Here is a 25,794-nt window from a genome sequence, read left to right as displayed (position 1 = left end):
CCCGCCACCTCCACGTCCCCCAGTTCGCAGGGAGCGCACGACCCGGTGAAACCCCGCCCGGTGAACCACCAGCACGCCTCGGCGGCCCGCGCCGCCGCCCCGGACCCGTACTTCCCGAACAGCGGGGACACCCGCTACCGGGTGCACCGCTACGAGCTCGCCCTGGACTACCGCCCCGGGCCCAACCGGCTGGGCGGCACCGCGCGACTGAGCGCGGTCGCCGGGACGTCGCTGCCCGAGTTCGCGCTCGACCTCGCCGAGTTCCGGATCGGCCGGGTCCTGGTGGACGGCAAGGCCGCCCGGTACACCCACCGGGCCGGCAAGCTGCGGGTGCGGCCGGTCAAGGCGCTCGCGGCCGGCGCCGCGTTCACGGTCGAGGTGCACTACACCGGGAACCCGCGGCCAATGCGCAGCCCGTGGGGCGGCCTCGGCTGGGAGGAGCTGACCGACGGCGCGCTGGTCGCCAGCCAGCCCGTCGGCGCGCCGTCCTGGTTCCCGTGCAACGACCGGCCCGCCGACAAGGCGACCTACCAGATAGCGGTGACCACGCCGTCCGCGTACACCGTGGTGGTCGGCGGCCGGCTGCTCACCCGCACCACGCACGCCTCCAGCACGACCTGGGTGTACGAGCAGAGCGCACCGACCTCGACGTACCTGGTGACGGTCTCGATCGGCCAGTACCGGCCGGTCGTGCTCGCCGAGCGCCCGGCCGTCCGGCAGACCGGGTACGTGCCCGAGCGGGTGGCCGGCGACTTCGCGGTGGACTTCGGGCGGCAGCCGCGGATGACCGCGTACTTCGAGGAGGTCTTCGGCCCCTACCCGTTCGGCGAGTACACGGTGGTCGTCGCCGACGAGGAGCTGGACGTCCCGGTGGAGGCGCAGGGCGTCGCCACCTTCGGCACCAACCACCTCGGCGGGGGCTGGGAGCGGGAGCGGCTGATCGCCCACGAGCTGGCCCACCAGTGGTTCGGCAACAGCGTGTCGATCGCCGACTGGAGCCACATCTGGCTCAACGAGGGCTTCGCCAAGTACGCGGAGTGGCTCTGGTCCGAGCGGGCCGGCGGCCCGTCGGCCACCACGCACGCGGCGGCCGCGCACGCCCTGCTGGCCGGCCTCCCCCAGGACCTCAGACTGGCCGACCCGGGCCGGAAGCTGATGTTCGACGACCGGCTCTACCAGCGCGGCGGCCTGACCGTCCACGCGCTCCGGCTCACCCTCGGCGACGCCGCGTTCTTCCCGATGCTCCGGGAGTGGGCCACCGCCCACCGGCACGGCGTCGTCGGCACCGCCGACCTGCGCGCCCATGCGGGGCGCTACGCCGATCACTCGCTGGAGCCCCTGTTCACCGCGTGGCTGGACCGCCCGGAGCTCCCGCCGCTGCGGGGGCTGAGCGGGCCGACCGGCCCACCGCGACCGGGCTACTGACGGTCCGGCCCGGACCCCTCGCGGTGAGGGGGCCCGGGCCGGACCGCCGGCCGGGTGTCAGCCCGTGAAGCCGGCCGTGATGGAGGTGAACTGCCAGTCGTTCTGGGCGATGCCGGAGCAGGTCTCCTGCAGGCCGCCGCCCGCGCAGCCGCGGTCGCGGTTCACCGACCAGAAGGCCAGCCGGGCGATGTGGTGGCTGTTGGCCCAGTCGCGGATCGCGGTCCAGTTCTGGACGGTGGTGACCTCGTTGTTGTCGCTGAGGCCGTTCATGCCGGAGATGCCGACGTGCGCGTAGGCGGTGGCGTCGTCCCAGCCGAAGGTGGACCTGAGCTTGGCCTTCAGGCCCTCCGCCGCACTCACGGTGGCGGCGTACATGTCGGTGGAGGCGTTGCCGAAGTCGAACGGCATGATGGTGAAGACGTCGATGTCCGCGCCGAGCGCCTTGGCCTGCTCGATCAGCCGGTTCCCGTACGAGGTCGGGCCGGTGGTGCCGGTACCGAAGGTCAGGATGGTGCGCAGGCCGGGGTTGTTCTGCTTGACGATCTTGAGCGCGCCGAGGATGCGGTCCTGGACGACGGTGTTCTCGAACTCGTCGGTGTTCTCGATGTCGATGTCGATCGCCTTCAGACCGTAGGCGTCGATCACCTTCTGGTAGGCGCCGGCGAGATCGGCGGTGGTGGCGCAGTTGGGGCCGAGCTTGTTGCCGCTCCACCCGCCGATGGACGGGACGACGTCGCCGCCGGCCGCGCGGACGGCCTTGATGGTGGCCTGGTCGACCCCGTTCAGCAGCGGCCGCTGGCTGTCCCAGGTGGGGTTGCAGCCGTTCTGGGCGAGGACGAAGGCCAGGGTGAACCACTTCACGCCGGTGGCGTTCATGACGGTCGTGGGGGCCGGCGGGTTGCCCCAGCCGTTGTAGAGGTAGGGCGCGGCCTGCTTGAACCCGGTCGGGGTGCCGCCGCCCGGGTCGGTGGTGACCACGAGGGCGGCGGAGGAGCCGGAGGTGTTGCCGGCCGCGTCGCGGGCCTTGACGGTGAAGCTGTACGCCGTGGCGGCGGTCAGCCCGTCGACGGTCGCGCCGGTGCCGGTCGTGGTGGCGACCTTGGTGGCGCCCTGGTAGACGTCGTAGCCGGTCACGCCGACGTTGTCGGTGGCGGCGTCCCACGCGAGGGTGACGCCGGTGGCGGACTTGCCGGTGCTGCGCAGGTTGCCTGGGGACGTGGGTGCCTGGGTGTCGCCCGGGGTCCCGCCGCCTGGGCCGTCCAGGCTCAGGTCGTCGGCGTAGTAGGTGCCCTGGCCGTACCAGCCGTTGACATAGACCTCCGCGCTGGTCTGCGTGGCGCCGGTGGTGAAGGAGACGCTCAGCCGGGTGTAGTCGGCGGCCGAGGTCCAGGCGGAGCCGGCGCCGGTGACACCGAGGTAGACATAGCTGCCGCGGACCCAGCCGGACAGCGAGTACGTGGTGTTGGGCTGGACGGCGACGGTCTGCGTGCACTTGGCGTTGTCGCTCGCGGAGGCGGCGCCCGCCAGCGCCTTGCCGCCGCCGTGCACGGGGGTGGAGACCACCGAGCCGAGTCCGCCGGCGCAGGACCAGCCGGACAGGGTGCCGGTCTCGAAGCCGGGGTTGCCGAGTTGGTTCGCCGCGTGGGCGGCGGTGGGGGCGGTGAACGCGGCGGCGGCCGCGAGCAGGGCTGCCGCGCCGACGGCGGGCAGTCGGGTGCGCTTGAGCACCGGGGACCTCCAGTGGGGGTGTGGGGGTGGAGGTGCGGGGAGGAGCCCAAAATGGACTGGACCAATTCATGCTGTCAAGTACCGTCCGGCGAGCGGACGGTGAGCGGGCGGCGAGCGACGGGTGAACGGGGCCGAGAGCGGGCCGGAGCGCGGGGAGCGCCGGGAGAGCGAACGGGCCGGGAGAGCGAACGGGGACGCGGCCCGGGGACGCCGAAGGCCGCGCGGCCCCGGGTGCCTGGTGGACCCCGGGGCCGCGCGGCCTTCGGCCGCCGGCCCCTCCCCCGGAACGTGTGTTCAGGTCGGGAGCGGCAGGCGCCGACGCGTCAGCAGTTCGACGGCGCCGCGTTCCCGGCGAAGCGGTCGGCGATCCAGGTCAGGTACTCCTGCTGCGCCTCGAACGGGATCGTGTTGTGGGTCGCGCCCTGGTAGGTCGAGTATTCGACCGGCCGGCTGAACCCGCAGGCCCGCTTGATGTACTGCTCGGTGGAGTGCGGGTTGATGACGGTGTCCGCCGTTCCCTGCATGACCAGCACCGGTGCCACCGTGGCGGCGTAGCCCGGGGTGTTCTCGTAGAAGCGCCGGCTCCAGACCTCCGGCACATCGCGCAGCGGCTTGAACAGCGTGTCCAGCTGGTGGTTGTCCGCGACGTTGTTCTGGATCACGTCGGCGAAGTGCTCGATGCAGGCCACCCCGTCGCCCTCCAACGCCTGGAGTCCGGCCCGGCTGCAGCACGTCGGTGGCCCGCAGCTCGGGGTAGGCCGCCAGGAAGCCCCGGTAGACGTTGATCCGCAGCGCCGCGTTGTGGGCCTCCGAGGACTCGTTGCGCGGACCGGGCGGCACGAGACCGGCGAACTGCGGACCGAGGTCGGCGGCCGGCGCCAGCGCGGCCACGCCGACCAGGTCGAGGTCCGGACTGTAACCGGGCGCGTCCTGACCGACGAACAGCCCCGCGCCGCCACCCTGCGACCAGCCCAGGACGGCCGTGCGCCGGCCCGCCCGGGCCGAGCGGATCTGCCGCACCGCGGTGACGGAGTCCAGCACGTTGTGCGTCTCGGTCGCGCCGACCACGTACTGGTGGACGCCCGGCGTCCCCAGGCCCTGGTAGTCGGTCGCCACCACGACGTCGCCGGCGCCGAGGAACTGGGTCAGCGCGGGCACTCCGACGTCGATCGAGAAGGGGCTCTGGTAGCTGAAGTAGTCGACGAGGTCCCGGGCCGGATTCGGGGCGGCCGACGGGGCGCACTGGCGCGGCCCGCCGACGGTCCCGTGGGCCCACGCCACGACGTTCCGGTCGCCGCGGCGGGGGACGGCGTCGGTCGGCCAGGCCACCAGGCCGGAGACGGCGACCGGGGTGCCGTCGTGCAGCGTCGAGCGGTAGAGGATCCGGCAGGCCCGGGCGTGGTCGGGCGCCTCGATGGCGCGGGCCCAGATCAGGTCGCCGTGCCGGCCCTCGGGCAGCGGGGACGGGGGCTCGTAGAACGCGTCGCCGCCGGGGCCGACCGGGACACCGGGGGCGCACCGGCCGGAGTGGTCCGGGCCGCGGCCGTCGTCGGTCGCGGCCGCCTCGGTGCTCAGTGCGGGCAGGGCAAGAAAGGTCACGAGGGCAGCCGCAGTGACTGCCCGTAGCCAGGCTCTCATCAGGTATCCCATCGCCGGAGGCCGGCTGCCCCCGGCCGGCCTCGGAGGCGGCCGTGCCGTGCGAGCCGGCTTGTCATGGTCGAGCCGAGGCTACTCCTCGTCGACCGGCAATCGACTGATCGTCACCACCGCCGCGTGTTGGCGGCTCCGGCCCGGGGCGGGCGCCGCGAGCGGCGCGGCGGGCCCTCGGCGGGACTCCCCCGGCCGGCCCGGAAAGGAGCCGGAAAGGAGGTGGAGGACCGTGGACGACCGACGTAGGTTGAAGGAGCCGTGCGGCCCCGCCGACGGCATGCGGCGACGGTCGACCCCCGGCCCCGGGCCGCGTTCCAGCCGCTGCACCGAATGATTCAGAGGATCAGATGACCGACCAGTACGACGAGCTCCTCCCGACGACCCGCCGCGCGCTGCTGCACCGGATCGCGGTCGCACAGGCCGAGGGCCGCACGCCCTCCCTGGTCGCCGCGGTGGTCCGGGACGGCAGACTGGTCTGGAGCGGAGCGCGCAGCATGATCGACGGTCATGCGCCCACCGTCGACGTGCAGTACCGGATCGGCTCGCTCACCAAGACCTTCGTCGCCGTCCTGGTGCTCCGGCTGCGCGACGAGGGCCTGCTCGACCTGGCCGACCCGCTGGAGCGCCACCTGCCCGGCACCCCGGCCGACGGCGCCACCGTCGCCCAACTGCTCGCCCACTCGGCCGGCCTCGCCTCCGAGACCCCGGCGCCCTGGTGGGAGCGGACCGACGGCACGCTGCGCCCCGAGCTCGCCGACCTCCTGGAGGGCGACAACCCGCGCAAGCACCCGGCGGGGCGGCTCCACCACTACTCCAACCCCGGCTACGCCCTGCTCGGCGCGCTGGTCGAGCGCCTGCGCGGCGAGCCGTGGCACGAGGTGCTGCACCGCGAGGTCCTGGCTCCGCTCGGGATGGACCGCACCACCCTGCTGCCCGAGCACCCGCACGCCGGCGGCTTCGCCGTCCACCCCTGGGCCGACGTCATGCTGCCCGAACCGCTGACCGAGACCGGGCTGATGGCACCGGCCGGGCAGCTCTGGTCGACCGTCGCCGACCTGGCCCGCTGGGCCGCCTTCCTGACCGCCGGCGACCCGAAGGTGCTGACCGCCGAGAGCCTCGCCGAGATGCGCGTACCCGCCGTCGGCCCGGGCGGCGAGAACTGGTCCGGCGGGTACGGGCTCGGGCTGCAACTGCTGCGCCACCAGGACCGCGTGCTCTACGGCCACACCGGTTCGATGCCGGGCTTCACCGCCGGCCTCTGGATCAGCGAGGCGGACGGTCTGGCGGCGATCGCGGTCGCCAACGCGACCGGCGGCGGCGACACCCCGCGGGTCGCGGCGGAGCTGATCTCCCTCACCGCCCAGCACGAACCCCGGCTGCCCGAACCCTGGCGCCCGCTGTCCTCCCTCGACGAGGACCTGCTCGCGCTCACCGGCCCCTGGTACTGGGGCGCCGCCGGCCACACCCTGCGGCTGAAGGCCGACCGCGTCCTGGAACTGGCCCCGCTCACCGGCGGCACCCGCAGCTCCCGGTTCCGCGCCGAGCCGGACGGCACCTGGACGGGGCTGGACCACTACTACGCGGGCGAGACGCTGCGGGTCGTCCGCGCCGCCGACGGCTCGGTCAGCCACCTGGACGTCGGCTCCTTCGTCTTCACCCGCCGGCCCTACGGTCCGGCCGAGGCCGTGCCCGGCGGGGTCGACCCCGCCGGCTGGCAGGCCTTCTGAGGCGTCGGGCCTCCCCCGGCCCGGGTGTGTCGCCGCCGCGGGGCTCCGGCACGCCGTGACGGGCGCCCGGTGCGGTGCGGCGGGCCTACGCCGCGCCGCCGCGGGGCTCCGTCGCTTCGGCGTCGGGGGCCCGCGCTCCGGCCGGGGACCCAGGCGGACGGGCCAGGCGCAGGAGGTGGGCCGTGCGCAGCGCGTGCGACGCGAGCAGCGTGCCGACGACCGTGCACGGCGCCAGCGCGGCGTCCGTCGCGCCGCTCTCCCACCCGAGGAAGGCGCCGACCGCCAGGAACGGGACGACCCCCGTCACGGGGGCGACCACCATGGCGAAGGCGAGGGTGCTCCGCCTGCGGTCCTCCTCCCAGCACCGGTCGGAGGTGATCTGCAGGGCGCCGGCCATCGCCACCACCAGCATCCACCAGGGCGAGGTGGCCAGTCCGACCAGTCTGGCGAGCAGGTGGAGGAGGAGCAGTACGACCGCGAGCTGGACCTGCACCCGCAGGATGTCCCGCAGCTCCGCGGCGATCTCCCGCCGCCGCGCCGAGCCCGGTTTCCACCCCATGGAGCGGAGCATACGGTGGCGCCCGCACACCGAACAGGTGTCCGGCAGACAGTGAGTGGCCCCATTCAGCAGGTGCACATCCAAGCTCTGCCGAACGGCAACGTGGACGCCAGCGGACACGGAGAAACATACGGATACCGGTTCGCACGCCCCACGACCGAGAGTGCGGGCCGGTGCCACGGCGATCCGTGGCCGCCGTCGTCCGTGCCGCCCTGGAGGGTCTGCCATGACCACCGTCCCCACGTACGCTCCGCCCGCCGTCACCCCCGGCCACACCTCGGTACTCCCCATCCCGCTGCCGGCGCAGCAGACCGTCGTCCAGCCGGTCACCGTCCGACCGGTCCCCGCCCCGGCCGCACCCGCCCCGGCCGCTCCCGTGCCCGCCCTCGCGGCCCCGGCGCTCTCCGCACCGGCGCTGTCCGCACCGGCCCTCCTCGGCAAGGTGCCGGCGCCCGCCTACACCGTCGCGCTCGCTCGCGACGAGGCCGACGTGCGCGCCGCCCAGCTGCTGCGCCACCAGGTCTTCGCCGCCGAACTCGGTGCCCGGCTGCACAGCCCGGTGGCGGGGCTGGACGTCGACCCGTTCGACGCGTTCTGCGACCACCTGCTGGTGCGCGAGGGCGAGGACGGCCTCGTGGTGGGGACCTACCGGCTGCTGCGCCCGGCGGCCGCCCGACGGGCCGGACGGCTCTACTCCGACGGCGAGTTCGACCTGCGCAACCTGTCCCCGCTCCGCGACGGCCTGGTGGAGCTGGGCCGCTCCTGCATCCACCCGGACCACCGGGGCAACGGCGCGGTCATCAACCTGATGTGGGGCGGCATCGCCCGCTATCTCGCCGACACCGGCAACACCTGGGTCGGCGGCTGCTGCTCGATCCCGCTGGACGACGGCGGCGCGACGGCGGCGCGGGTCTGGGACACCGTCAGCGCCAAGTACCTCGCCCCCGAGGAGTACCGGGTCGCCCCGCACCGGCCGTGGGACCCCACCGGCCTGCCCCGCGCCGAGCGGGCCGCGCTGCCGGCACTGCTCCGCGGGTACCTGCGGCTGGGCGCCTGGGTCTGCGGCGCGCCCGCCCACGACCCGGACTTCGCCACCGCCGACCTCTACGTGCTGCTGTCCCTGGAGCGCACCGATCCGCGTTACCTGCGGCACTTCCTCTCCGGGCTCGCTCCGGCGGCCCCGGCCACCGGACCGGCCGTGCCCGGCGGTACGGAACCCGCGCCCGGGCCGCTCTCGTGAGCGTCTGGCTGCCGACCGCCCCCTGCACGCCGGAGACCTGCCTGACCGAGGCCGCCCCCGTGGTGGCACTCCCCCGGCGGATCCTGCGCCTCGCCTCGTTCCTGGTCGTGCTGGTGACGGGCCTCGCGCTCACCCCGTCGGTCCGGGCCCTGCCCGGGGGCCCGCGCGACGCGCTGGTCCGGTTCTGGGCACGCACCCTGCTCGGCGCGCTCGGGGTCACCGTCCGGATCGCGCCGCCCCCGGCCTGCGGAGGCGGGGTGCTGGTGGTGGCCAATCACGTCTCGTGGCTGGACATCCCGCTGATCGCCGCCGGCCGGCCCGGCCGCTCGCTGGCCAAGGCCGAAGTCCGGCACTGGCCGGTGCTCGGCCCGCTGGTGGCCTGGGGCGGCACCGTCTTCCTCGACCGCGACCGGCTGCGCACCCTCCCCGGCACGGTCGCCGCGGTCACCGAACTGCTGCGCGCGGGACGGCCCGTGGTCGTCTTCCCCGAGGGGTCGACCTGGTGCGGGCGGGAGAGCGGCCGGTTCCGCCCGGCGCTCTTCGAGGCCGCCGTCCAGTCCGGTGCTCCCGTGCAGCCGGTGACGGTCCGCTACCGGCTCGCCGACGGGCGGGCGACCAGCGCGCCGGCCTTCGTCGGCGAGGACGGCCTGCTCGCCTCGATCGCCCGCGTGGTGTCGGTCCGTGGACTGGTGGCCGAGGTGACCTTCCTGCCCGCGATCCCGGCACCCGCGGTCCGGACCGGTCAGCCGGCGGACCGCTGGCAGCCGCGCCGGGAGCTGGCCCGTGCCGCCCAGGTGGCCGTGGAGGCGACCGGCCGGTGAGTGCCCGGTGGTGACTGCCCGTTGTGAGCACCCGCTATGAGCACCCGCTATGAGTGCCCGCTGTGGCTGCCCGCTGGCGAGCACCTGCTGTGAGCACCCGCTGTGAGTGCCCGCTGGTGAGTCAGACCGGTGGGGTCGGTGCGGCCGGGTGCCCGCGGCGGATGCCCGTCGTGCCCGGCGCCGCCCGGTGATCGACGGGCGGTGGGCCGGGCGGGTAGCCTCACGGCATCCGCCCGTCCACCACGGCTCGCCGCCGTCGACCGCCGTGCCACACCGTCCGACTCCCCTGCGACCGGCAGGCGTTCCGCGGGACCGCCCCCGCCCGCCGCCGAGGTCGGCCGACGCCACGCCCAGGAGGACTCCGCCGTGCCCGAGCTGTACCCGATCGGCAAGCCCTACGCGCAAGGACTCCTGGAGGTCGGCGACGGCCAGCGAATCTACTGGGAGGCCTCGGGCAACCCCGCCGGCAAGCCGGCCGTCGTGGTGCACGGCGGGCCGGGCTCCGGCCACAGTCCGAAGAACCGGCGCTGCTTCGACCCCGAGCGCTACCACCTGGTGCTGTTCGACCAGCGCGGGTGCGGACGGAGCCTGCCGCACGCCGCCGACCCGGCGACCGGTCTGGAACACAACACCACCGCCCATCTGATCGCCGACATGGAACGGCTTCGCGAACACCTGGGCATCGAGAAGTGGCTGCTGTACGGCGGCTCCTGGGGCTCGACCCTGATCCTCGCCTACGCGCAGACCCACCCCGAGCGGGTCTCGGAGATCGTGATCTGCGGGGTGACCATGACCCGCCCCGAGGAGACCGACTGGCTGTACCGCGGCGTGGGCCGGCTGCTGCCGGGCCCCTGGGAGGCGTTCCGCGACGGGCTGCCGCCCGCCGAACGGGACGGCGACCTGGTGGCCGCGTACAGCCGGCTGCTGAACAGCCCCGACGAGGCCGTCCGCCGCAAGGCCGCACGGGACTGGGCGACCTGGGAGGACGCGGTGATCGCGCACGAGTCGCTGGGGAAACCGAACGCCTACTCCGACCGCCCGGACGACGCCCTGATGGCGTTCACCCGAATCACCGCGCACTACTTCGCGCACGACGCCTTCCTGGAGGACGGCCGACTCCTGCGCGACGCCGGACGACTGGCCGGGATCCCGGGCGTTCTGATCCACGGCCGGCTGGACCTCGGATCGCCGCTGAAGACCGCCTGGGAACTGGCGAAGGCCTGGCCGGACGCCGAGCTGACGGTCATCCAGGACTCCGGCCACACCGGGAGCCCCGCCATGGGCGAGGCGGTGTTCGCAGCCATCGAACGGTTCGCCGGACCCGCCCGGAACTGACCACGACAGCTCGCTCCGGCCGTCTCGTGCCGGCGGCGAGACGGTCCGCCGGCCCGACCGGGAGTCGGACCTGCGGCGAGACCGAGACGGCGGAGTTGCCCGGCCGTTGCCCGGCCGGGGGCCGCCCGGGCCCGGTCGGCCGTGTGCCCAAGGGCCGCTCCCGGCCGCTCGATCGGGCCCCTACGATACGAGCATGATCGCCTATGCCCCCGCGGCCCTGTTCTTCGTCCTGTGCGGGATCGGGGTGCTCCGTGACCGACGCCGATTCAGCAACGCCGTCCTGCTCGGCATAGCCGTCTCCTTTCTCGCCCTGGCGCTGCTCGCCGAGTTGCGCAAGGCCCCGACACTGGTCGCCGAGGTGGCAGCCGTCGCCATCATCCTGCTGCCGGCGGTCGGAACGCTGGCGCTGGTCGGCTTCCTGATCGCCAACGGCCTGACGATGGTCCGCAAGGAGGGCAGACGGCCGGCCAATCTGCTGTCCCTGCTCGCGGGCCTCGGCATCCTCTCCGTGATCAGCCTGCTCGTCGCCGCCGTGGTGACCCGCTCGTACCGGCTGGGGGTCCTCGCCGGCACCGCCGTGCTGGTGGTCGGTTACATCTCCTTCCTGTTCGTCTGCTTCGTGGGCTACGCCTTCCTTTACGGCCGCCACCGCCCCCGCCGGGACGTCGACTTCGTCGTGGTGCTCGGCTCGGGCCTGATCGGCGGCGACCGGGTGCCGCCGCTGCTGGCGAGCCGGCTGAACCGGGGCCGTGAGGTGTACGAGAAGCAGGCCGCTCGCGGCAACCCACCGGTGCTGATCACCTCGGGCGGCCAGGGACCGGACGAGAAGCTGCCCGAGTCCCACGCGATGGCCGACTACCTCGTGCAGCGCGGCTTCCCCGAGGCACACCTGGTGCGTGAGGAGCACTCGCGCACGACGGAGGAGAACCTGCTCTTCTCCAGGGCGATCATGGAGCAGGCCAAGGCCGGGTACCGCTGCGTGATCGTCACCAACAACTTCCACGCGTTCCGTGCCGCGCTGACGGCCCGTAAGGCAGGTGTGACCGGGCAGGTCTTCGGCTCCCCCACCGCGGCGTACTACTGGCCGAGCGCGACGATCCGGGAGTTCGCCGCCGTCTTCCTCTCCCACAAGCTGATCAACTTCGGCATCTGCGGCTTCCTCGCGCTGTGCGGAGTGCTCGCCGCTGCGCTCTGACGCACCCGACACCCCGTCCTTTCAAGCCCCGGCCGCCAGAACCCGGGGAAACGGCCCGGGGACCGCCGTGTCATACCGTCGGACGCGGCGCCAGGACCGCGCAGGTGGTCGTCCCGTGCGCGTACAGCTTGCCGTCCTCCACGCCGACCACCCGCGCCTCCGCCGTCGCGAGGGTACGGCCGACGTGCAGGGCCACGGCCTCGCACCGCAGCTTCCCAGAGTCGGCGAACACCGGGCGCACCATGTGCACGTTCAACTGGGTCGTGGTGTAGGCCGTGCCGGCGGGCAGTCGGCTCATCACGGCGCAGCCGAGCGCCGAGTCGAGCAGGGTGGCGAGGTAGCCGCCGTGCACGGTGTTCATCGGGTTGAAGAGATGCTCGCCGACCTCGCCCTCGAAGACCGCCGTGCCCGGCCCGGCCTCGACCAGCCCGAAGCCCAGGGTGCTGGCGATCGGCGGAGCCTGGATCCGTCCCGCGATCATCTCCTGCAGGATCTCCTCCCCGGTGAGGTGCGGGAACGCGGAGACCGGCGGTCCGGCCTGCCAGTGGTGGGTACGGCTGTGCGACGCCTCGTCCGGCACGGTCTGCTCTCCCTGGAATCCATACGTGGTCATGGGACCAACCTGCCCGCTCCGCCCGTCCGGCTCAACTGCGATTCGCACTACGGAGCGGCTCTGCCCATGGCGGCACCGGCCATGACGGGCGCGCCGACAACGGGTGCCCGTCACATGTCACCCGACGGCCGGGCGCGGCACGCTGCACGGCAGTCCACCGAACTCCGCCCCCACCCAGGAGTCGTCCATGGTTCTGCTGCCCGTGCGCGTGTCGACCACGCCCGCCGTGACCGCCCCGTCCACCGCGCCCGTCCCACCGACCGGATCCGACGCGACCGGATCCAGCGCACCCGGATCCAGCGCGCCCGGTACCACTGAGACCGGGACCGCCCGCGCCGTGCCCGTCGCCGGTCCGGCCCGCCCGGGCGGGCGGCTCGCGCGCCGCGCCGCGGCTGCGCTGCTCGCGGCGCTGGCACTCGCCTCCACGGCACCGGCCTCCGCCGTCGCGGCCGCCACCCCGGGCCCCGGCCGTACCGCGGCCTCCGCGACTTCCGCCGCGCATGTGGCCTCCCCTGCCACTTCCACGGCGGGCGGGACCTTCCAACAGGTCACCGGGTTCGGTGGCAACCCCGGGAACCTGGCGATGTTCTCCTACACCCCGGCAGGCCTGCCGACCGACGCACCGCTGGTGGTCGCGCTGCACGGCTGCACCCAGACAGCCACCGACTACTACCGCAACTCCGGCTGGACCACCCTGGCCGACCGGTACGGCTTCGCGGTGGTGTTCCCGCAGACCGGCAGCGCCAACAACGCCCTCTCCTGCTTCAGCTGGTTCGACGCCGCCAAGGACAGCCGGGGCGCGGGCGAGGCCGAATCGGTGTCCGAGATGGTCACCGAAGCCCGGGCCCTGTACGGCTCCGACGGGCGCCGGGTGTTCGTCACGGGCCTCTCGGCCGGCGGCGGTATGGCGGCCGACCTGCTGGCCGACTACCCGGACGTGTTCGCGGGCGGAGCGATCGACTCCGGCCTGCCCGCGCACTGCGCCACCACCCAGGCCGCCGCCTCCGGGTGCCAGAACAACGACCAGCGGCTCACCCCGGCCCAGTGGGGCGACCGAGTCCGCCGGGCGTACCCGGGCCACAGCGGGCCGTGGCCCCGGGTGGCGATCTGGCAGGGCACCGCGGACACCACCGTCAGGCCCGTGAACGGCACCGAGCTGCGGGACCAGTGGACGGATGTGTGGGGCATCGGCCAGAGCGCCTCCGCCACCCGGGACCTGCCGGGTGGCACCACCGAGTCCGTCTACAACGACGCGAGCGGCCGGCCCGCCGTGGCGCTCTACTCCGTCGCGGGGATGGGTCACGGACTCGCGGTCGACCCGGGCCCGGGGGCGGACCAGTGCGGGGCCGGCGGCGCCTACTTCCTCGACACGATCTGCTCCAGCTACTACACCGCGCGGTTCTGGGGCTTGGACGGCGGCGGCCCGGCCACGCCCTCGCTGCCCGCACCGACGGGCCTGACCGCGACCGCCACCGGCCAGGACTCGATCGCGCTCGGCTGGCAGGCCGTCACCGGCGCCGCGTCCTACGTGCTGTACCGCAACGGAACGCGGGTGGCCGCCCCGGCCGGCACCTCGTACACCGACGGCGGCCTGAACCCCGGGGCCTCGTACACCTACACCGTGGCCGCCGTCGACGCGGCGGGCGCCGTGGGAGCCCGGTCGGCGGCGGTGACGGCGAGCACTCCCGGCGGCGCGCAGCAGTGCTTCACGGACAGCAACTACGACCAGGTGAAGGCGGGCCGTGCGACTCAGGCCGGCGGCCTCACCTACGCCCTCGGCTCGGGACAGGCCATGGGCCTCTGGAACACCTTCACGATCCACACGCTGAAGGAGACCGGGGCGGGCTACTTCGTCCTCGCCGACGGGCAGTGCTGACCCGCGACCGGCCGCGAGTCGGCCCCGGCACGGGCCCTGATGCGGCCCCCGATTCCGGGCCGGGCCCGCGTGTCCGCAGTGTCCGGCCACCGTGCCACCGCCGGTGAGCCGGCCTCCGCCCAACCTTCTGAGCTTCCTCATCCGTGCTCCTCTCCGGGGCGCAGACCGGCGAACAGGTCGGATTCGGGGAGGACCGTCTCCACCAGGCTCCGGGCCAGGTGGTAGTCCTCCGTCGGCCAGACCTCGCGCTCGATCTCACGCGGGTGTGCCATGAACCCGGTGCCGGGCTGTATCTGGGTGGCGTGCGCGAGCAGGGCGGCGTCCCGTACGGCGAACTGCTCGGCGCAGCGGATCCGGGTGGTGGTGGCGAGGGCGGGCGGGGCGTCGGGCCAGCCGGCCAGCACCTCGCCCATGGCCGAGTCGACGCCGCGAGCCGTCATCGCGTCGTGCATGGCCTGGAACCATGCCCGGGACAGCGCCAGGTGGTAGTAGAGCTTGGCCACCTGCCAGGGCTCGCCCGCCTCCGGAGAGCGGTCGGGGTCGGCCGCGCCCTCGACCGCCTCGACGGTGACCCGATGGGTCATCACATGGTCGGGGTGCGGGTAGCCGCCCGTCTCGTCGTAGGTGACGACGACGTGGGGGCGGAACTCGCGGATCAGCGTGATCAGCGGCTCGGCGGCGACGGCGGGCGGCAGGAGCGCGAAGCAGCCGTCGGGCAGTGGCTCGCCGGGGCCAGGTAGCCCGGAGTCGGTGAAGCCCAGGAAGCGCTGGCCGACACCGAGGATCCCGCGTGCGGCGGCCATCTCCTCGCGCCGGATCCGGGCCAGCTCGGCCCTGGTCCCGGGCCGGTCGAGTGCCGGGTTGAGCACCGAGCCGCGCTCGCCGCCGGTGCACGTCGCGACCATGACGTCCACCCCCTGGGCGGCGTAGCGGGCGAGGGTGGCCGCCCCCTTGCTGGACTCGTCGTCGGGGTGGGCGTGCACGGTCAGCAGCCGGAGTGCGGAGGGGTGAGTGAACATGCGCGGTTCCTTCGGTCCGAGTGGCATCGAGCAGCGGTCCGGTCCGGTGGCCCGCCGGGAGACAACTTAGGTCGGACCCATTGACTGGGTCAAGCCTAATTTCTGTACCCGACCCAGTGAATCTGCGCTACGCTCACGCCATGACCGAGGGCACCCCCAACCTGCGCGAACTCAACAAGCGCCGCACCCGCGAGGCGATCTCCAACGCCGCCACGCGGCTCTTCATCGAGCACGGCTTCGACCGGACGACGATCGCCGAGGTCGCGGTGGCCGCCGGGGTCGCCAAGATGACCGTCACCAACCACTTCCCGCGCAAGGAGGACCTCGTCCTCGACCTGCACCGGGAGATGATCGCCGCCCAGGCCGAGGCGGTCGCCGGGCGCGCGCCCGGCGAGTCCGCGCTGGCGGCGCTGCGCCGCACCTGCCTCGCCTCGATCGACCGGCACGACCCGGCCCTCGGCTTCGCCGATCCGCCGTTCGCCCGCACCGTCACGGAGAGCCCCGCCCTGCTCGCCCGGCTGCGCGAGATCCACGAGCAGAGCGAGAACGCGCTCACCGCGGCCCTCGCCGAGGCCACCGACTCCCCACCGGGCGACCTCACCGCCAGACTCGCGGCCGGCCTGCTGGCGGCGATCCGCCGCGCGCTCTTCACCGAGGTCTTCCACCGCGTCCTGGCCGGCGAGGAGCACGAGGCGATATCGGCGGCCATCCGACCGTCCGCTGTCCGGGCCTTCGACCACCTGCGGAGCGCGCTCGACGGGTACGCCGTCCGGCCGACCGAGTGACGCGCCGCCACACACCGGGCGCGCCGACGACGGCATCCCCCCGACCGGGCCGCTCGTCGTACAGGCACACCGGCACACCGGCACACCGAAAAAGCGCAGGTCCCGACACTTGACGAAAGGTTGACTTGTTCACGGCAGAACGTTGGCGGGCCCCGACCCTATGGTCGGCGCATGCCCCCACAGCCCCTCGGGCGGACAGCCCTGCCCGTCCTGCCCTACCGCAAACCCACCCCCGGCCGGGACTACTGGGTGCTGGACGACGTGCTGCCCGATCCGGACGCGGTCCGTGAACGGTGCCTCGCCCGGGGCGACTGGACCGAGGGGTACCCCTACCGGCCCGAGACCTGGCCCGGACTGCGCACCATGCCCGGCCTGGAGCCGGCCGAGCTCGCCCGGGTGGAGGCACTGGTCCGCCGGGCGACCGGTACCGCCAAGCTCTGGGTCCAGAGCACGCCCGGCGGCGGAACGCTCAACCACAACTGCGTCCAACTGGTCGGCGCCGGCGAGTCGGAACCCCGCCCCCACACCGACTCCCGCGCGCTCTGCCGCTACGCGGCCGTCCTCTACCTCAGCCCCGGCGCCCCCAAGGAGGCCGGCACCAGCTTCTACCGCCAGCAGTTCCCCGGCGGGCGCCTCGGCGGCAACCTCGTCGACGCACCGCACAACAACCTCGTCGAGGCGCTCGGCACGCGCCGCGTCCCGGGTGACGCCTTCACCGAGGACGTCCGCGTCCCCAACCGCTACAACCGGCTCCTGCTGTACCGCGCCAACCTGATCCACAGTGCCACCGGCTACTACGGCATCCCGCTGGAGGAGCGGCGAATGACGGCCGTCTTCTTCTGGATGGCCTGACCCCGGAGCGCCCTGGCACCGGGCCCCGGAGCACCCGGCCCCGGATCCCTGACGCGACCCGTCCGTGCAGCTGAACCCCGGAGCACCGGCCCGGCCGCCCACCCTGGTTCACGGCACGCCCACCCGGGGAAACAGCGCTCATGGACAGCGACCTCCCGCCGCACCCGGAGCCCGGCACGGCGACCGGTGCGACCGACGACCCCGGCAGCGACACCCGCAGCGACACCCTCAGCGACAGCGGCGACGACACCGACAGCACCAGCGGGACCCACAGCGGCGACGGCGCCATCGGCGGTTCGGTGACCGAGGCCGTACGCCCCGACTGGTCCGGCATCGACCGGATGACGACCCTCGACCTCCTCCGCCTGATGAACGACGAGGACCGCACCGTGGCCGAGGCCGTGGCCACGCAGCTGGAACCGATCGCCGCCGCGGCCGACGCGATCGCCGCCCGGATGGCCCGGGGCGGCCGACTGGTGTACGTGGGGGCGGGAACGGCCGGGCGGCTCGGAGTGCTGGACGCGAGCGAGTGCCCGCCGACCTTCAACACCGCCCCCGGCCAGGTCGTGGGCCTGATCGCGGGCGGCTCCGCAGCGCTGGTCCGCGCCGTCGAGGGCGCGGAGGACCGGCCGGATCTCGCCGTCGCCGACCTCGAAGCACTCGCCCCGACGGCCGCCGACTGCGTGGTGGGCGTCTCCGCCTCGGGCCGTACGCCGTACACGGTGGCCGCGATCCGACAGGCCCGCGCCGCCGGAGCGCTGACCGTGGGCGTGGCCTGCAACCGGAGGTCCGCCCTGGTGTCGGCGGCCGCGCTGGGCATCGAGGTGGTGACGGGGCCGGAGGTGCTGGCCGGATCCACCCGGCTCAAGGCGGGCACCGCACAGAAGTTCGTCCTGAACCTGCTCTCGACGGCCGTCATGGTTCGGCTCGGCAAGACCTACGGAAATCTGATGGTCGACGTGCGGGCGGGCAATGCCAAGCTTCGCGACCGGGCCCACCGGATCGTGGCCACGGCCACCGGCGCGGACGAGGAGACCGTCCGGAGCGCGCTGGCCGTGACGGGCGGCGAGGCCAAGGACGCCGTCCTGGTCGTGCTCGCCGGAGTGGACGCGCCGACCGCCCGCCGACTGCTCGCCGCCTCGGGCGGCCGACTGCGCGAAGCCCTCGAATCGGCCCGGCCGGTGAACTGACGGACGGTGGACTGACGGACGGCCTCGGCGGCACGCACTCGTGGCGGCCGCAGAGACGCCGCCGGAGCACACTGAGCCGGCTAGCCGTTCGTCGACGGCGTGCTTGTTCCGCCAGACGATGTAGCGGCGGATCATGCTTGAACTTGGTGATCTCCATGATCTCCCGGCGCTCGGGCAGGGTGAACGCCCGTGGCCGCCCGCCCCTGTGCTTCGGGAAGAGTGAGTCGAAGCCGTCGGCGTTGAAGTGGTGGATCACGTCGCGAACCCGGCCCGTACTGGTGAAGGTGACCTCGGCGAGCTTCGCCACAGGCGCACGCGGGGCAGACAGCAGGACCATCTGTGCCCGCCGCCAGGACACCACCACCCGGCGACCCGGTGGACGATCCGCAGCAGCCGGCCGCCCTCGTCATCATCGATCTCGCGGACCTGTACGTGGACGCCGGGTCGCCAACCATGCGGTGCGGGAGGGGGATCCGTTGCGTCGGTCTACGGCTGATCGAATGTCCAGGTGAGGACCACCTGTCCCGTTTCAGGGACGCCGCCGGCGCGGCGGTACGTGGCCAGTGCTGCCGCGTTCTCCTCGTCCGTGATGGTCCACACGCCATAGCAGCCCCGTTCACGGGACAGGTCGGCGAGCGCCGACACCAGAGCCCGGCCGACGCCACGCCCACGGAAGGACTCGTCCACGCCCAGCTCGTACAGGAACATCTCGGTTCCCTTGTCCGGATGGGTCATCTCGACACCGGTGACGATCCCCGCCGGGACGTCGTCCACATAGGCGATGAGGAGGTGATGGCGCTCGTCCGTCAGGAACCGTTCAGTGGCCTCCCGCCCTGGGACGGTGTCGAAGAGATGTCCAGCGGCGTCGACCGCCTCGACCTGAGTGACACGACGGATCTCCATTCGAGGATCCTGACACGTTCCGGCATCGGGGGGCGGGCATTTTGCCGCAGAGCGATCCCGACGCCGAACCCATCTCCACGGCCTTCGGACCCCCGTCGCTCTGGCCTCTGTCGGTACCCCAGCAGGGCGAACGTTGCCTGATGCGGCACTGAGAGTCATCCCGTCGGTGGTCTTGCCCGTGGGATGACCTTGGCCGTGGCTGGTGTTATCACGGCGTCTGAGCCGCCCTGGACTGCCCTGTTCGCCGGACTGAGCCCGCGTGCCGTCGGCGAGTTGGTGAGGCAGCCGCGCCGGGTCGGTCGGCCCCTGCCCGGCAACCGCAACGGCTGCAGGGCATGGGAGGAATCCGGGGCCAAGGCCGCCGTCGGCCGGCCAACCACGATCGCCGACGGCGGCTACCCCGGAACCGGTCTCGTCATCCCGCACCGCCGCCTCCGCGGCGACGAACTGACCGACTGGCAGACCGAACACAACCACGACCACCAACGGGTCCGCGCCCGCGTCGAGCAGGCCTTCGCCCGGATGAGGACCCGGAAGATCCTGCGCGACCGCCGCCTGAGCGACGACGGTGTGCGCCACGCGATGCACGGCGTTGCCCGTCTGCGCAACCTCGCTCTCACGGGATGACTCCCGCCGCATGCGCGACCTGAAGGGTTCCCGGGAGAGGGCTCCCCACCTCGCAGTCTCGGAGGAGAAATCAGGCGAGGCAGAACTCGTTGCCCTCGATGTCCTGCATCGTGATGCACGACTCGTTGACGCCATCGGCGCGCTGCGTCAGCACGTGCTTCGCCCCGAGCGCCATCAGCCGTGCGCATTCGGCCTCGAGCGTGGCCAGGCGCTCGTCACCCACGAGCCCGGTGCCGGCCCGCACATCGAGATGCACCCGGTTCTTGACGACCTTGCCTTCGGGGACTCGCTGGAACAGCAGGCGCGGAGCCACACCCGCGGGATCAGTGCACGCGAAGTAGATCGCATCCTCGGGCGGCAGTGAGCGGAAGCACTCCTCCCACGTGGCGAAGCCCTCCGGGACCGGCGGCATGACGTACCCCAGCACCTCGCACCAGAAGGCGGCGAGGCGCACGGGCTCCGCGCAGTCGAAGGCCACTTGGAACTGTTTGATCGTTGACATTGGCGCACAATAACAGGGGCGCTGCTCATCTCCGCAGGTCAGGGGATCCACAGGTGGTCAGGCGGCGGGGTGGACGGCAGCGCCGATGGTGCGGACCACGGCACAGCAGGCGGCGGGTACGCCACCTACCGGCGGCCGGATGCCGAGGATCGAGCAGGCGATCTCCGCCGCCCTGGGTGGGGCGCGCCGTGGTCAATGTCGGGGACGGCGCGGCGTCGTACGAGTCGGCGACGCGGGAGGTGACGGCGGTCGAGCCGTCGGCGTCCATGCGTGCCCAGCGCCCCGCGCACCTGTCTGCCACCGTCCGGCGGTCACGAGAGACGGACGGCTTCCCGCGCCACCACCTCGCCGAAGCGCGGCAGGTCGAGGTCGACCGCCGACCGGTGCTCCGCCTCCGTCAGGGCCGCCATCGCATCCTCGACGAAGACCAGCTCGTAGCCGTGGTCGGCGGCTGCCCGAGCGGTCGACTCCACGCCCAGGTTGGTCGCGATGCCGGCGAACACCAGTGTGTCCACGCCGCGCCCCTGGAGCAGGTCGTGCAGGCCGGTGTCCTGGAACCCGCCGATGGTGCGCTTCACCAAGACGGCATCGGCGGTCGCCGCCACCTCCGCGACCAGCCCACTGCCGGGCGGCTGCTCGGCGACGTTCGGGCGCTCGACGCGCAGGGCGACGACGGGGGCACCCGCTGCCCGGAAGGCCGCCGCCAGTTCCAGCGACGCCCTGAGCACCCCGGTCCCCGCGTGCGGTGCCAGCGGCAGGGCGACGATCCGGTCCATCAGGTCGACCAGGACGAGCGCCGTCCGGCCGGAGTCAAGGGTTCGCATGGCGGATCACGGTAGCGGGTCACCGTGGCCGGATGCCTGCTCCTGGGCGGTCGCGCTCCGGAATCCTCGATCAGCACCCACGCCCGTACTCGACGTCTGCGACGTGGTCGGTCATCCGCAGGATGTCGGCGGCCTCGCACAACAGCGGCAGGCCGCGCGACGCCACGAGCCCTGACGAGCGACGGCCGAACAAGGTGCCTTCCGGCCAGGCAACCGGGCAACTGATCGGACCACCGCAACGCCGTCCGGCCGCGCCGTCGGACGGCATCGGCCGGGCCGGCGACAAGAGTTGAACGCCAACGCCGTCCTTGACGCCCTCGGCGGGTTGTCGATTTCATGGTGTGAACGTCGCCCGGTCCCGAGCATCGACGGCGATGTGGGTGCCTCGTGCCCCAGGGGGTGATGTCCGCACCTCCGTCCGCGACGCACCACCCAGCGACGACACCGCACCGGCCGCCCCACCCCGAGAACACCGGAGCTTCCCCGCACCCGAACGTGGGAGCGCTCCCGCACTCCTCGTCCCGTCCCACCCCGCTCCACAATTACCGCCCGCAAGAACCATCCGCTCCGCCCCGGCCGGTGCCCACCGGCGGAGGCCCGCCCGGACCGCCGCCGCACTCCTCGGAGAGGAAGACCGACGTGTCCCACCCCCTACGCCGCCTGCGCAGGATCGTGACAGCGCTCGCCCTCACGGCGGCCGTGCTCCTGTCGGCCCCGCCCGCGCAGGCCGCCCCCACCACCCCGACCAGCGCCCCGATGCCCGGAGCGACCGCAGGGACGGGAGCAACCGGCGCCACCGCCCCGGGCTCCGGCTACTGGCACACCAGCGGGCGCCAACTGCTCGACGAGGCCGGCCGACCCGTCCGGATCGCCGGAGTCAACTGGTTCGGCTTCGAAACGGCCGACCACGTTCCGCACGGCCTCTGGGCCCGCGACTACGGCAGCATGATCGACCAGATGCGCGCCCTCGGCTTCAACACCATCCGCCTGCCCTACAGCGACGACCTCTTCCGGGGCTCCGTACCGACCGGCGTCAACCACTCCGGCGGCATGAACGCCGACCTCCAGGGCCTGACCTCGCTCCAGGTGATGGACCGGATCGTCGACCGGGCCGGAGCCGCCGGGCTCAAGGTGATCCTCGACCGCCACCGCCCGGACGCCGACGGGCAGTCGGCGCTCTGGTACACGAGCGCCGTCCCGGAGAGCACCTGGCTCGCCGACCTCCGGGCGATCGCCGCGCGCTACGCCGGCAACCCCACCGTCATCGGCATCGACCTGCACAACGAGCCGCATGATCCGGCCTGTTGGGGCTGCGGCGACCCGGCGCTCGACTGGCGCCTGGCGGCCGAGCGCGGCGGCGAGGCCGTCCTGGGGGCCAACCCCTCGCTGCTCGTCCTCGTCGAGGGCGTGCAGAGCTTCCAGGGCAGTTCGACCTGGTGGGGCGGGAACCTCCGCGGTGCGGCGGCGTACCCGGTCCGACTGAGCGTGCCGAACCGCCTCGTCTACTCCGCGCACGAGTACGCCACGAGCGTGGCGCGCCAACCGTGGTTCGACGACCCGGCGTTCCCCGCCAACCTGCCCGCGGTGTGGGACTCCAACTGGGGCTACCTGTTCCGACAGAACATCGCGCCGGTGTGGATCGGCGAGTTCGGCTCCACCCTGCAAGCGGCCGCCGACCGGACCTGGCTGAGCGCGCTCACCCAGTACCTGCGGCCCACCGCGCAGGCGGGCGCGGACGCCTTCTCCTGGACGTTCTGGTCCTGGAACCCGAACTCGGGCGACACCGGCGGGATCCTCAAGGACGACTGGACCACCGTGGACACGGTGAAGGACGGCTACCTCACCGCCGTCAAGGCCCCGGGCTTCGCCGCCGGCGGCGGTGTCGGCGACACCCGGTCGCCGACGGCCCCCACCGGTCTCACGGCGACCGCTGTCACCGCCACCTCAGCCACCCTCGGCTGGGCCGCCTCGCAGGACGACACGGGCGTCACCGGCTACGACGTCCACCGGGGCGCCACGCTGGTGGGCACGGTCACGGGCACCACGTACACGGACACCGGCCTCACCCCGGCGACCGCCTACACCTACACCGTCACCGCGCGGGACGCCGCCGGGAACGTCTCGGCCGCCTCCGGGGCGACGACCGTGACCACCGCGGGGCCTCCCGACACCACCGGCTGCACGGCCGGTTGGCACACGGACAGCCAGTGGGACACCGGGTTCACCGCGACCGTGACGGTCACCAACACCGGGAGCCGGGCCGGTAGCACCTGGACGGCCGCCTGGGACCGGCCCGCCGGGTGGCAGCCGACCGGTACCTGGAACGCCGCCGTCACCCAGTCGGCGAGCACGGTCACCGCGACCGGCCTGGCGTACAACAGCGCCTTGGCGCCCGGCGCTTCGACGACCTTCGGCCTTCAGGGCAGCGGCCGGCTCGGCGCCTCCCCGCCGGTGCCGACGTGCACCGTCACGCCCTGACGGCAGCAGGACCTCCGCCCACCCGGCACCACCAGCCACCGGGCACCACCACCAGGCGCCAGACACCAGGCCGTACCGCAGACAGCCCACCCAGACCCACCCGACACTCGCCGAGGCCCACCACAGATCCTGCTGCGGGAGCGCTCCCACGCATTTGCGTCGAACGCCTTGACGCCCCCGAGCGTTCATGGGTTGATAGCGGGGAGCCGGAGTCTGACTCCATCTCACGCACACAGCAGCCGAATTGAGAGCCTTGCCGCAGTTCGGCAACCATCCCGGCCGACCCGCCGGAAACCTGCACCGGGATCGCTCTCACCTCTGATGGGAGCGATCCCACCCCGGCGCCCCGGACCGGCGCCCTTACCCCTGGGTCCCCCACCCGAAAGGACTCCCCATGCCTTCCGGCCACCACAACGGCGGACGCACCCGCCGCAGGCCCGTGCTCCACCGGCTGCGCGCCCTCGCCGCCGTCGCGGCGCTCGGCGCCACCAGCCTCCTGCCCGTCGCCACCGCCACCTCCGCCTCAGCCGCTCCGGCGGAGGCCTCGACGCCGGCCGCCCGGGTCGACAACCCCTATGCCGGCGCGGGCGTCTACGTGAACCCCGAGTGGGCCGCGAACGCCGCCGCCGAACCCGGCGGCAGCGCCGTCGCGGGCCAGCCGACCGCCGTCTGGCTCGACCGCATCGCCGCCATCAACGGCACCGCCGGCCACCTGGGCCTGCGCGGACACCTCGACAACGCCGTCCGGCAGGCGGCGGGCAAGCCCTTCGTCGTCCAGCTCGTCGTCTACGACCTCCCCGGCCGCGACTGCGCCGCCCTCGCCTCCAACGGCGAACTCGGCCCGACCGAGATCGGCCGCTACCGGACCGAGTTCATCGACCCGATCGCCGCCGTGCTGGCCGATCCCGCCTACGCCGGGCTGCGGATCGTCACCACCGTCGAGATCGACTCGCTGCCGAACCTGGTCACCAACGCGGGCGGCACCGCCACCGCCACCCCGCAGTGCGACACCATGAAGGCCAACGGCAACTACGTGAACGGCGTCGGGTACGCACTGGCCAAGCTGGGCGCCGTCCCGAACGTCTACAACTACGTCGATGCCGGCCACCACGGCTGGCTCGGCTGGGACTCCAACCTCGGCCCAGCCGTCGACGTCCTCCACCAGGCCGCGACGGCCGCCGGCTCCACCACCGCCAACGTGCACGGCTTCATCGTCAACACCGCCAACTACTCGGCCCTGAAGGAGCCCTACTACACCATCGACGACTCGGTGAACGGCACCTCGGTCCGCCAGAGCGCCTGGGTGGACTGGAACCGCTACGTCGACGAGCTCTCCTACGCCCAGGCCTTCCGGCAGAAGGCCGTCAGCGCCGGGTTCGACCCGGCCGTCGGCATGCTGATCGACACCTCGCGCAACGGCTGGGGCGGCGCGGCCCGCCCGACCGGGCCGGGCGCCCGAACCAGCGTGGACAGCTACGTGGACGGCGGCCGGACCGACCGGCGGTTCCAGACCGGCAACTGGTGCAACCAGAGCGGGGCCGGCCTCGGCGAGCGTCCGCGGACCGCACCCGAGCCGGGCATCGACGCCTACGTGTGGGTGAAGCCCCCGGGCGAGTCGGACGGCGCCAGCCAGTACATCCCCAACGACGAGGGGAAGGGCTTCGACCGGATGTGCGACCCGACGTACACCGGCAACGCGCGCAACAACTTCCACCTCTCCGGCGCCCTGCCGGGCGCGCCGCTGGCCGGGGCCTGGTTCTCCGCCCAGTTCCAGGAGTTGCTGAAGAACGCCTACCCGCCGGTGACCGGCGGCGGCACCGGCGACACCACGCCGCCGAGCACCCCGGCCGGGCTCCGCTCCACCGCCACCACGGCCGCCACCGTCTCGCTGGCGTGGACGGCCTCGACCGACAACGTCGGGGTCACGGGGTACGACGTCTACCGCGACGGCACGGCGGTCGGGTCCACCACGGGCGCCGGCGGCACCACCTACACCGACGGCGGGCTGACCGCCTCGACCGCCTACCGCTACACCGTGGTCGCACGTGACGCGGCGGGCAACGCCTCGACGGCCTCGGCGGCCCTCACCGTCACCACCGCCGCGGGCAGCGGCGGCGGGAGCTCCGGCTGCACCGCGGCCTACCGGGTCAGCAGCGACTGGGGCAGCGGCTTCAACGCCGACGTCACCGTCACCAACACCGGCACGGCCGCCGCCACGCACTGGAAGGTGACCTGGACCTGGGGCGGCACCCAGCAGGTGAGCAACCTCTGGAACGGTGTCCTCGCGCAGTCCGGCCCGAGCGTGACCGTCACCAACGCCCCGTACAACGGCGCGCTGGCGGCGGGCGCGAGCACCGCCTTCGGGTTCGGCGCCGGTTACTCCGGCGGCAACACCGCACCCACGCTGAGCTGCACGACGAGCTGACGCCCGACCGGCCCGGTGCC

Annotated in this window: 21 protein-coding genes and 3 pseudogenes; 14 read left to right on the top strand and 10 right to left on the bottom strand. The window is 73.4% G+C overall.

Translation table 11 applies throughout. The features are described from left to right. Nucleotides 1-45 precede the first annotated feature (45 nt). On the top strand, nucleotides 46-1,425 hold the full coding sequence (locus ABZ497_RS12135) for a M1 family metallopeptidase (protein WP_359804503.1): 1,380 nt from the start codon (nucleotides 46-48) through the stop codon (nucleotides 1,423-1,425). A 57-nt stretch (nucleotides 1,426-1,482) separates the two neighbouring features. Here the strand turns inward: ABZ497_RS12135 and ABZ497_RS12130 are convergent, their stop codons facing one another. From ABZ497_RS12130 to ABZ497_RS12120, 3 genes and pseudogenes are all read right to left on the bottom strand, one after another. Beyond that, nucleotides 1,483-3,111: a carbohydrate binding domain-containing protein gene (locus ABZ497_RS12130; protein WP_359804603.1), complete on the bottom strand. Its 1,629-nt coding sequence runs from the start codon at nucleotides 3,109-3,111 to the stop codon at nucleotides 1,483-1,485. 365 nt (nucleotides 3,112-3,476) lie between these two features. Further along, nucleotides 3,477-3,842, bottom strand: a complete 366-nt coding sequence (locus ABZ497_RS12125) for a lipase family protein (RefSeq protein ID WP_359804502.1) — start codon at nucleotides 3,840-3,842, stop codon at nucleotides 3,477-3,479. Nucleotides 3,843-4,017: 175 nt separating this feature from the next. Beyond that, a pseudogene (locus tag ABZ497_RS12120) lies at nucleotides 4,018-4,791 on the bottom strand (lipase family protein); the annotation flags it as partial. A 359-nt stretch (nucleotides 4,792-5,150) separates the two neighbouring features. Here ABZ497_RS12120 and ABZ497_RS12115 point away from each other — a divergent pair. Then, nucleotides 5,151-6,530, top strand: a complete 1,380-nt coding sequence (locus tag ABZ497_RS12115) for a serine hydrolase domain-containing protein (protein ID WP_359804501.1) — start codon at nucleotides 5,151-5,153, stop codon at nucleotides 6,528-6,530. A gap of 85 nt (nucleotides 6,531-6,615) precedes the next feature. Here ABZ497_RS12115 and ABZ497_RS12110 read toward each other — a convergent pair whose 3' ends face one another. Beyond that, the gene (locus ABZ497_RS12110) at nucleotides 6,616-7,089 is read right to left on the bottom strand and encodes a hypothetical protein (protein ID WP_359804500.1); all 474 of its coding nucleotides are present in this window, start codon (nucleotides 7,087-7,089) and stop codon (nucleotides 6,616-6,618) included. 226 nt (nucleotides 7,090-7,315) lie between these two features. On the opposite strand from ABZ497_RS12110, the gene ABZ497_RS12105 reads away from it, so the two are divergent. From ABZ497_RS12105 to ABZ497_RS12090, 4 genes are all read left to right on the top strand, one after another. Next, a complete protein-coding gene (locus ABZ497_RS12105) occupies nucleotides 7,316-8,329 on the top strand; it encodes a GNAT family N-acyltransferase (protein WP_359804499.1) in 1,014 nt (337 codons plus the stop codon). After that, nucleotides 8,326-9,150 carry a lysophospholipid acyltransferase family protein gene (locus tag ABZ497_RS12100; RefSeq protein WP_359804498.1) on the top strand — a complete coding sequence of 275 codons (825 nt, stop codon included), beginning with the start codon at nucleotides 8,326-8,328 and terminating at the stop codon, nucleotides 9,148-9,150. The genes ABZ497_RS12105 and ABZ497_RS12100 overlap by 4 nt, the downstream gene beginning before the upstream one ends. 366 nt (nucleotides 9,151-9,516) lie before the next feature. Beyond that, a complete protein-coding gene (gene pip, locus ABZ497_RS12095; RefSeq protein WP_359804497.1) occupies nucleotides 9,517-10,485 on the top strand; it encodes a prolyl aminopeptidase in 969 nt (322 codons plus the stop codon). A gap of 193 nt (nucleotides 10,486-10,678) precedes the next feature. Next, nucleotides 10,679-11,680, top strand: coding sequence for a YdcF family protein (locus ABZ497_RS12090; RefSeq protein WP_359804496.1), 1,002 nt, complete (start codon nucleotides 10,679-10,681; stop codon nucleotides 11,678-11,680). Nucleotides 11,681-11,750: 70 nt separating this feature from the next. Here the strand turns inward: ABZ497_RS12090 and ABZ497_RS12085 are convergent, their stop codons facing one another. Continuing rightward, complete coding sequence (locus tag ABZ497_RS12085) at nucleotides 11,751-12,293, bottom strand: PaaI family thioesterase (RefSeq protein WP_359804495.1); 543 nt, start codon at nucleotides 12,291-12,293, stop codon at nucleotides 11,751-11,753. 187 nt (nucleotides 12,294-12,480) lie between these two features. Here ABZ497_RS12085 and ABZ497_RS12080 point away from each other — a divergent pair, with 187 nt between their 5' ends. Then, on the top strand, nucleotides 12,481-14,169 hold the full coding sequence (locus tag ABZ497_RS12080) for a PHB depolymerase family esterase (RefSeq protein WP_359804494.1): 1,689 nt from the start codon (nucleotides 12,481-12,483) through the stop codon (nucleotides 14,167-14,169). Between the two features lie 137 nt (nucleotides 14,170-14,306). Here the strand turns inward: ABZ497_RS12080 and mca are convergent, their stop codons facing one another. After that, a complete protein-coding gene (mca, locus tag ABZ497_RS12075) occupies nucleotides 14,307-15,188 on the bottom strand; it encodes a mycothiol conjugate amidase Mca (protein ID WP_359804493.1) in 882 nt (293 codons plus the stop codon). Nucleotides 15,189-15,328: 140 nt separating this feature from the next. On the opposite strand from mca, the gene ABZ497_RS12070 reads away from it, so the two are divergent. The 3 genes from ABZ497_RS12070 to murQ all read left to right on the top strand — a co-directional run bounded on the left by ABZ497_RS12070 (nucleotide 15,329) and on the right by murQ (nucleotide 18,015). Beyond that, nucleotides 15,329-15,973 carry a TetR/AcrR family transcriptional regulator gene (locus ABZ497_RS12070; protein ID WP_359804492.1) on the top strand — a complete coding sequence of 215 codons (645 nt, stop codon included), beginning with the start codon at nucleotides 15,329-15,331 and terminating at the stop codon, nucleotides 15,971-15,973. 171 nt (nucleotides 15,974-16,144) lie between these two features. Further along, on the top strand, nucleotides 16,145-16,825 hold the full coding sequence (locus tag ABZ497_RS12065) for a DUF6445 family protein (RefSeq protein ID WP_359804491.1): 681 nt from the start codon (nucleotides 16,145-16,147) through the stop codon (nucleotides 16,823-16,825). Nucleotides 16,826-16,965: 140 nt separating this feature from the next. Further along, nucleotides 16,966-18,015, top strand: coding sequence for an N-acetylmuramic acid 6-phosphate etherase (gene murQ / locus ABZ497_RS12060; protein ID WP_359804490.1), 1,050 nt, complete (start codon nucleotides 16,966-16,968; stop codon nucleotides 18,013-18,015). Nucleotides 18,016-18,163: 148 nt separating this feature from the next. Here murQ and ABZ497_RS12055 read toward each other — a convergent pair. Continuing rightward, nucleotides 18,164-18,432: pseudogene (locus ABZ497_RS12055) on the bottom strand (helix-turn-helix domain-containing protein); the annotation flags it as partial. A 69-nt stretch (nucleotides 18,433-18,501) separates the two neighbouring features. Further along, entirely contained in the window at nucleotides 18,502-18,918 is a 417-nt protein-coding gene (locus ABZ497_RS12050; RefSeq protein WP_359804489.1) for a GNAT family N-acetyltransferase, read from the bottom strand. A 195-nt stretch (nucleotides 18,919-19,113) separates the two neighbouring features. Between ABZ497_RS12050 and ABZ497_RS12045 the strand changes: the two genes are divergently transcribed. After that, nucleotides 19,114-19,545 carry a transposase family protein gene (locus ABZ497_RS12045; RefSeq protein WP_359804602.1) on the top strand — a complete coding sequence of 144 codons (432 nt, stop codon included), beginning with the start codon at nucleotides 19,114-19,116 and terminating at the stop codon, nucleotides 19,543-19,545. Nucleotides 19,546-19,615: 70 nt separating this feature from the next. Here the strand turns inward: ABZ497_RS12045 and ABZ497_RS12040 are convergent, their stop codons facing one another. Further along, nucleotides 19,616-20,047: a VOC family protein gene (locus ABZ497_RS12040; RefSeq protein ID WP_359804488.1), complete on the bottom strand. Its 432-nt coding sequence runs from the start codon at nucleotides 20,045-20,047 to the stop codon at nucleotides 19,616-19,618. Between the two features lie 169 nt (nucleotides 20,048-20,216). Here ABZ497_RS12040 and ABZ497_RS12035 point away from each other — a divergent pair. After that, nucleotides 20,217-20,334: pseudogene (locus tag ABZ497_RS12035) on the top strand (MerR family transcriptional regulator); the annotation flags it as partial. Between the two features lie 24 nt (nucleotides 20,335-20,358). Here ABZ497_RS12035 and ABZ497_RS12030 read toward each other — a convergent pair. Next, nucleotides 20,359-20,871, bottom strand: a complete 513-nt coding sequence (locus tag ABZ497_RS12030) for an isochorismatase family protein (protein WP_359804487.1) — start codon at nucleotides 20,869-20,871, stop codon at nucleotides 20,359-20,361. A 756-nt stretch (nucleotides 20,872-21,627) separates the two neighbouring features. On the opposite strand from ABZ497_RS12030, the gene ABZ497_RS12025 reads away from it, so the two are divergent. Both ABZ497_RS12025 and ABZ497_RS12020 read left to right on the top strand, forming a co-directional pair. Further along, a complete protein-coding gene (locus ABZ497_RS12025) occupies nucleotides 21,628-23,349 on the top strand; it encodes a cellulase family glycosylhydrolase (protein ID WP_359804600.1) in 1,722 nt (573 codons plus the stop codon). 394 nt (nucleotides 23,350-23,743) lie between these two features. After that, nucleotides 23,744-25,774: a glycoside hydrolase family 6 protein gene (locus ABZ497_RS12020; protein WP_359804486.1), complete on the top strand. Its 2,031-nt coding sequence runs from the start codon at nucleotides 23,744-23,746 to the stop codon at nucleotides 25,772-25,774. Nucleotides 25,775-25,794 lie beyond the last annotated feature (20 nt).

It is taken from the genome of Kitasatospora sp. NPDC005751, from assembly GCF_040630835.1.
In the GTDB taxonomy this organism is placed as follows: Bacteria; Actinomycetota; Actinomycetes; order Streptomycetales; family Streptomycetaceae; genus Kitasatospora.
This window is presented reverse-complemented; position numbering and strand designations above follow the sequence as displayed.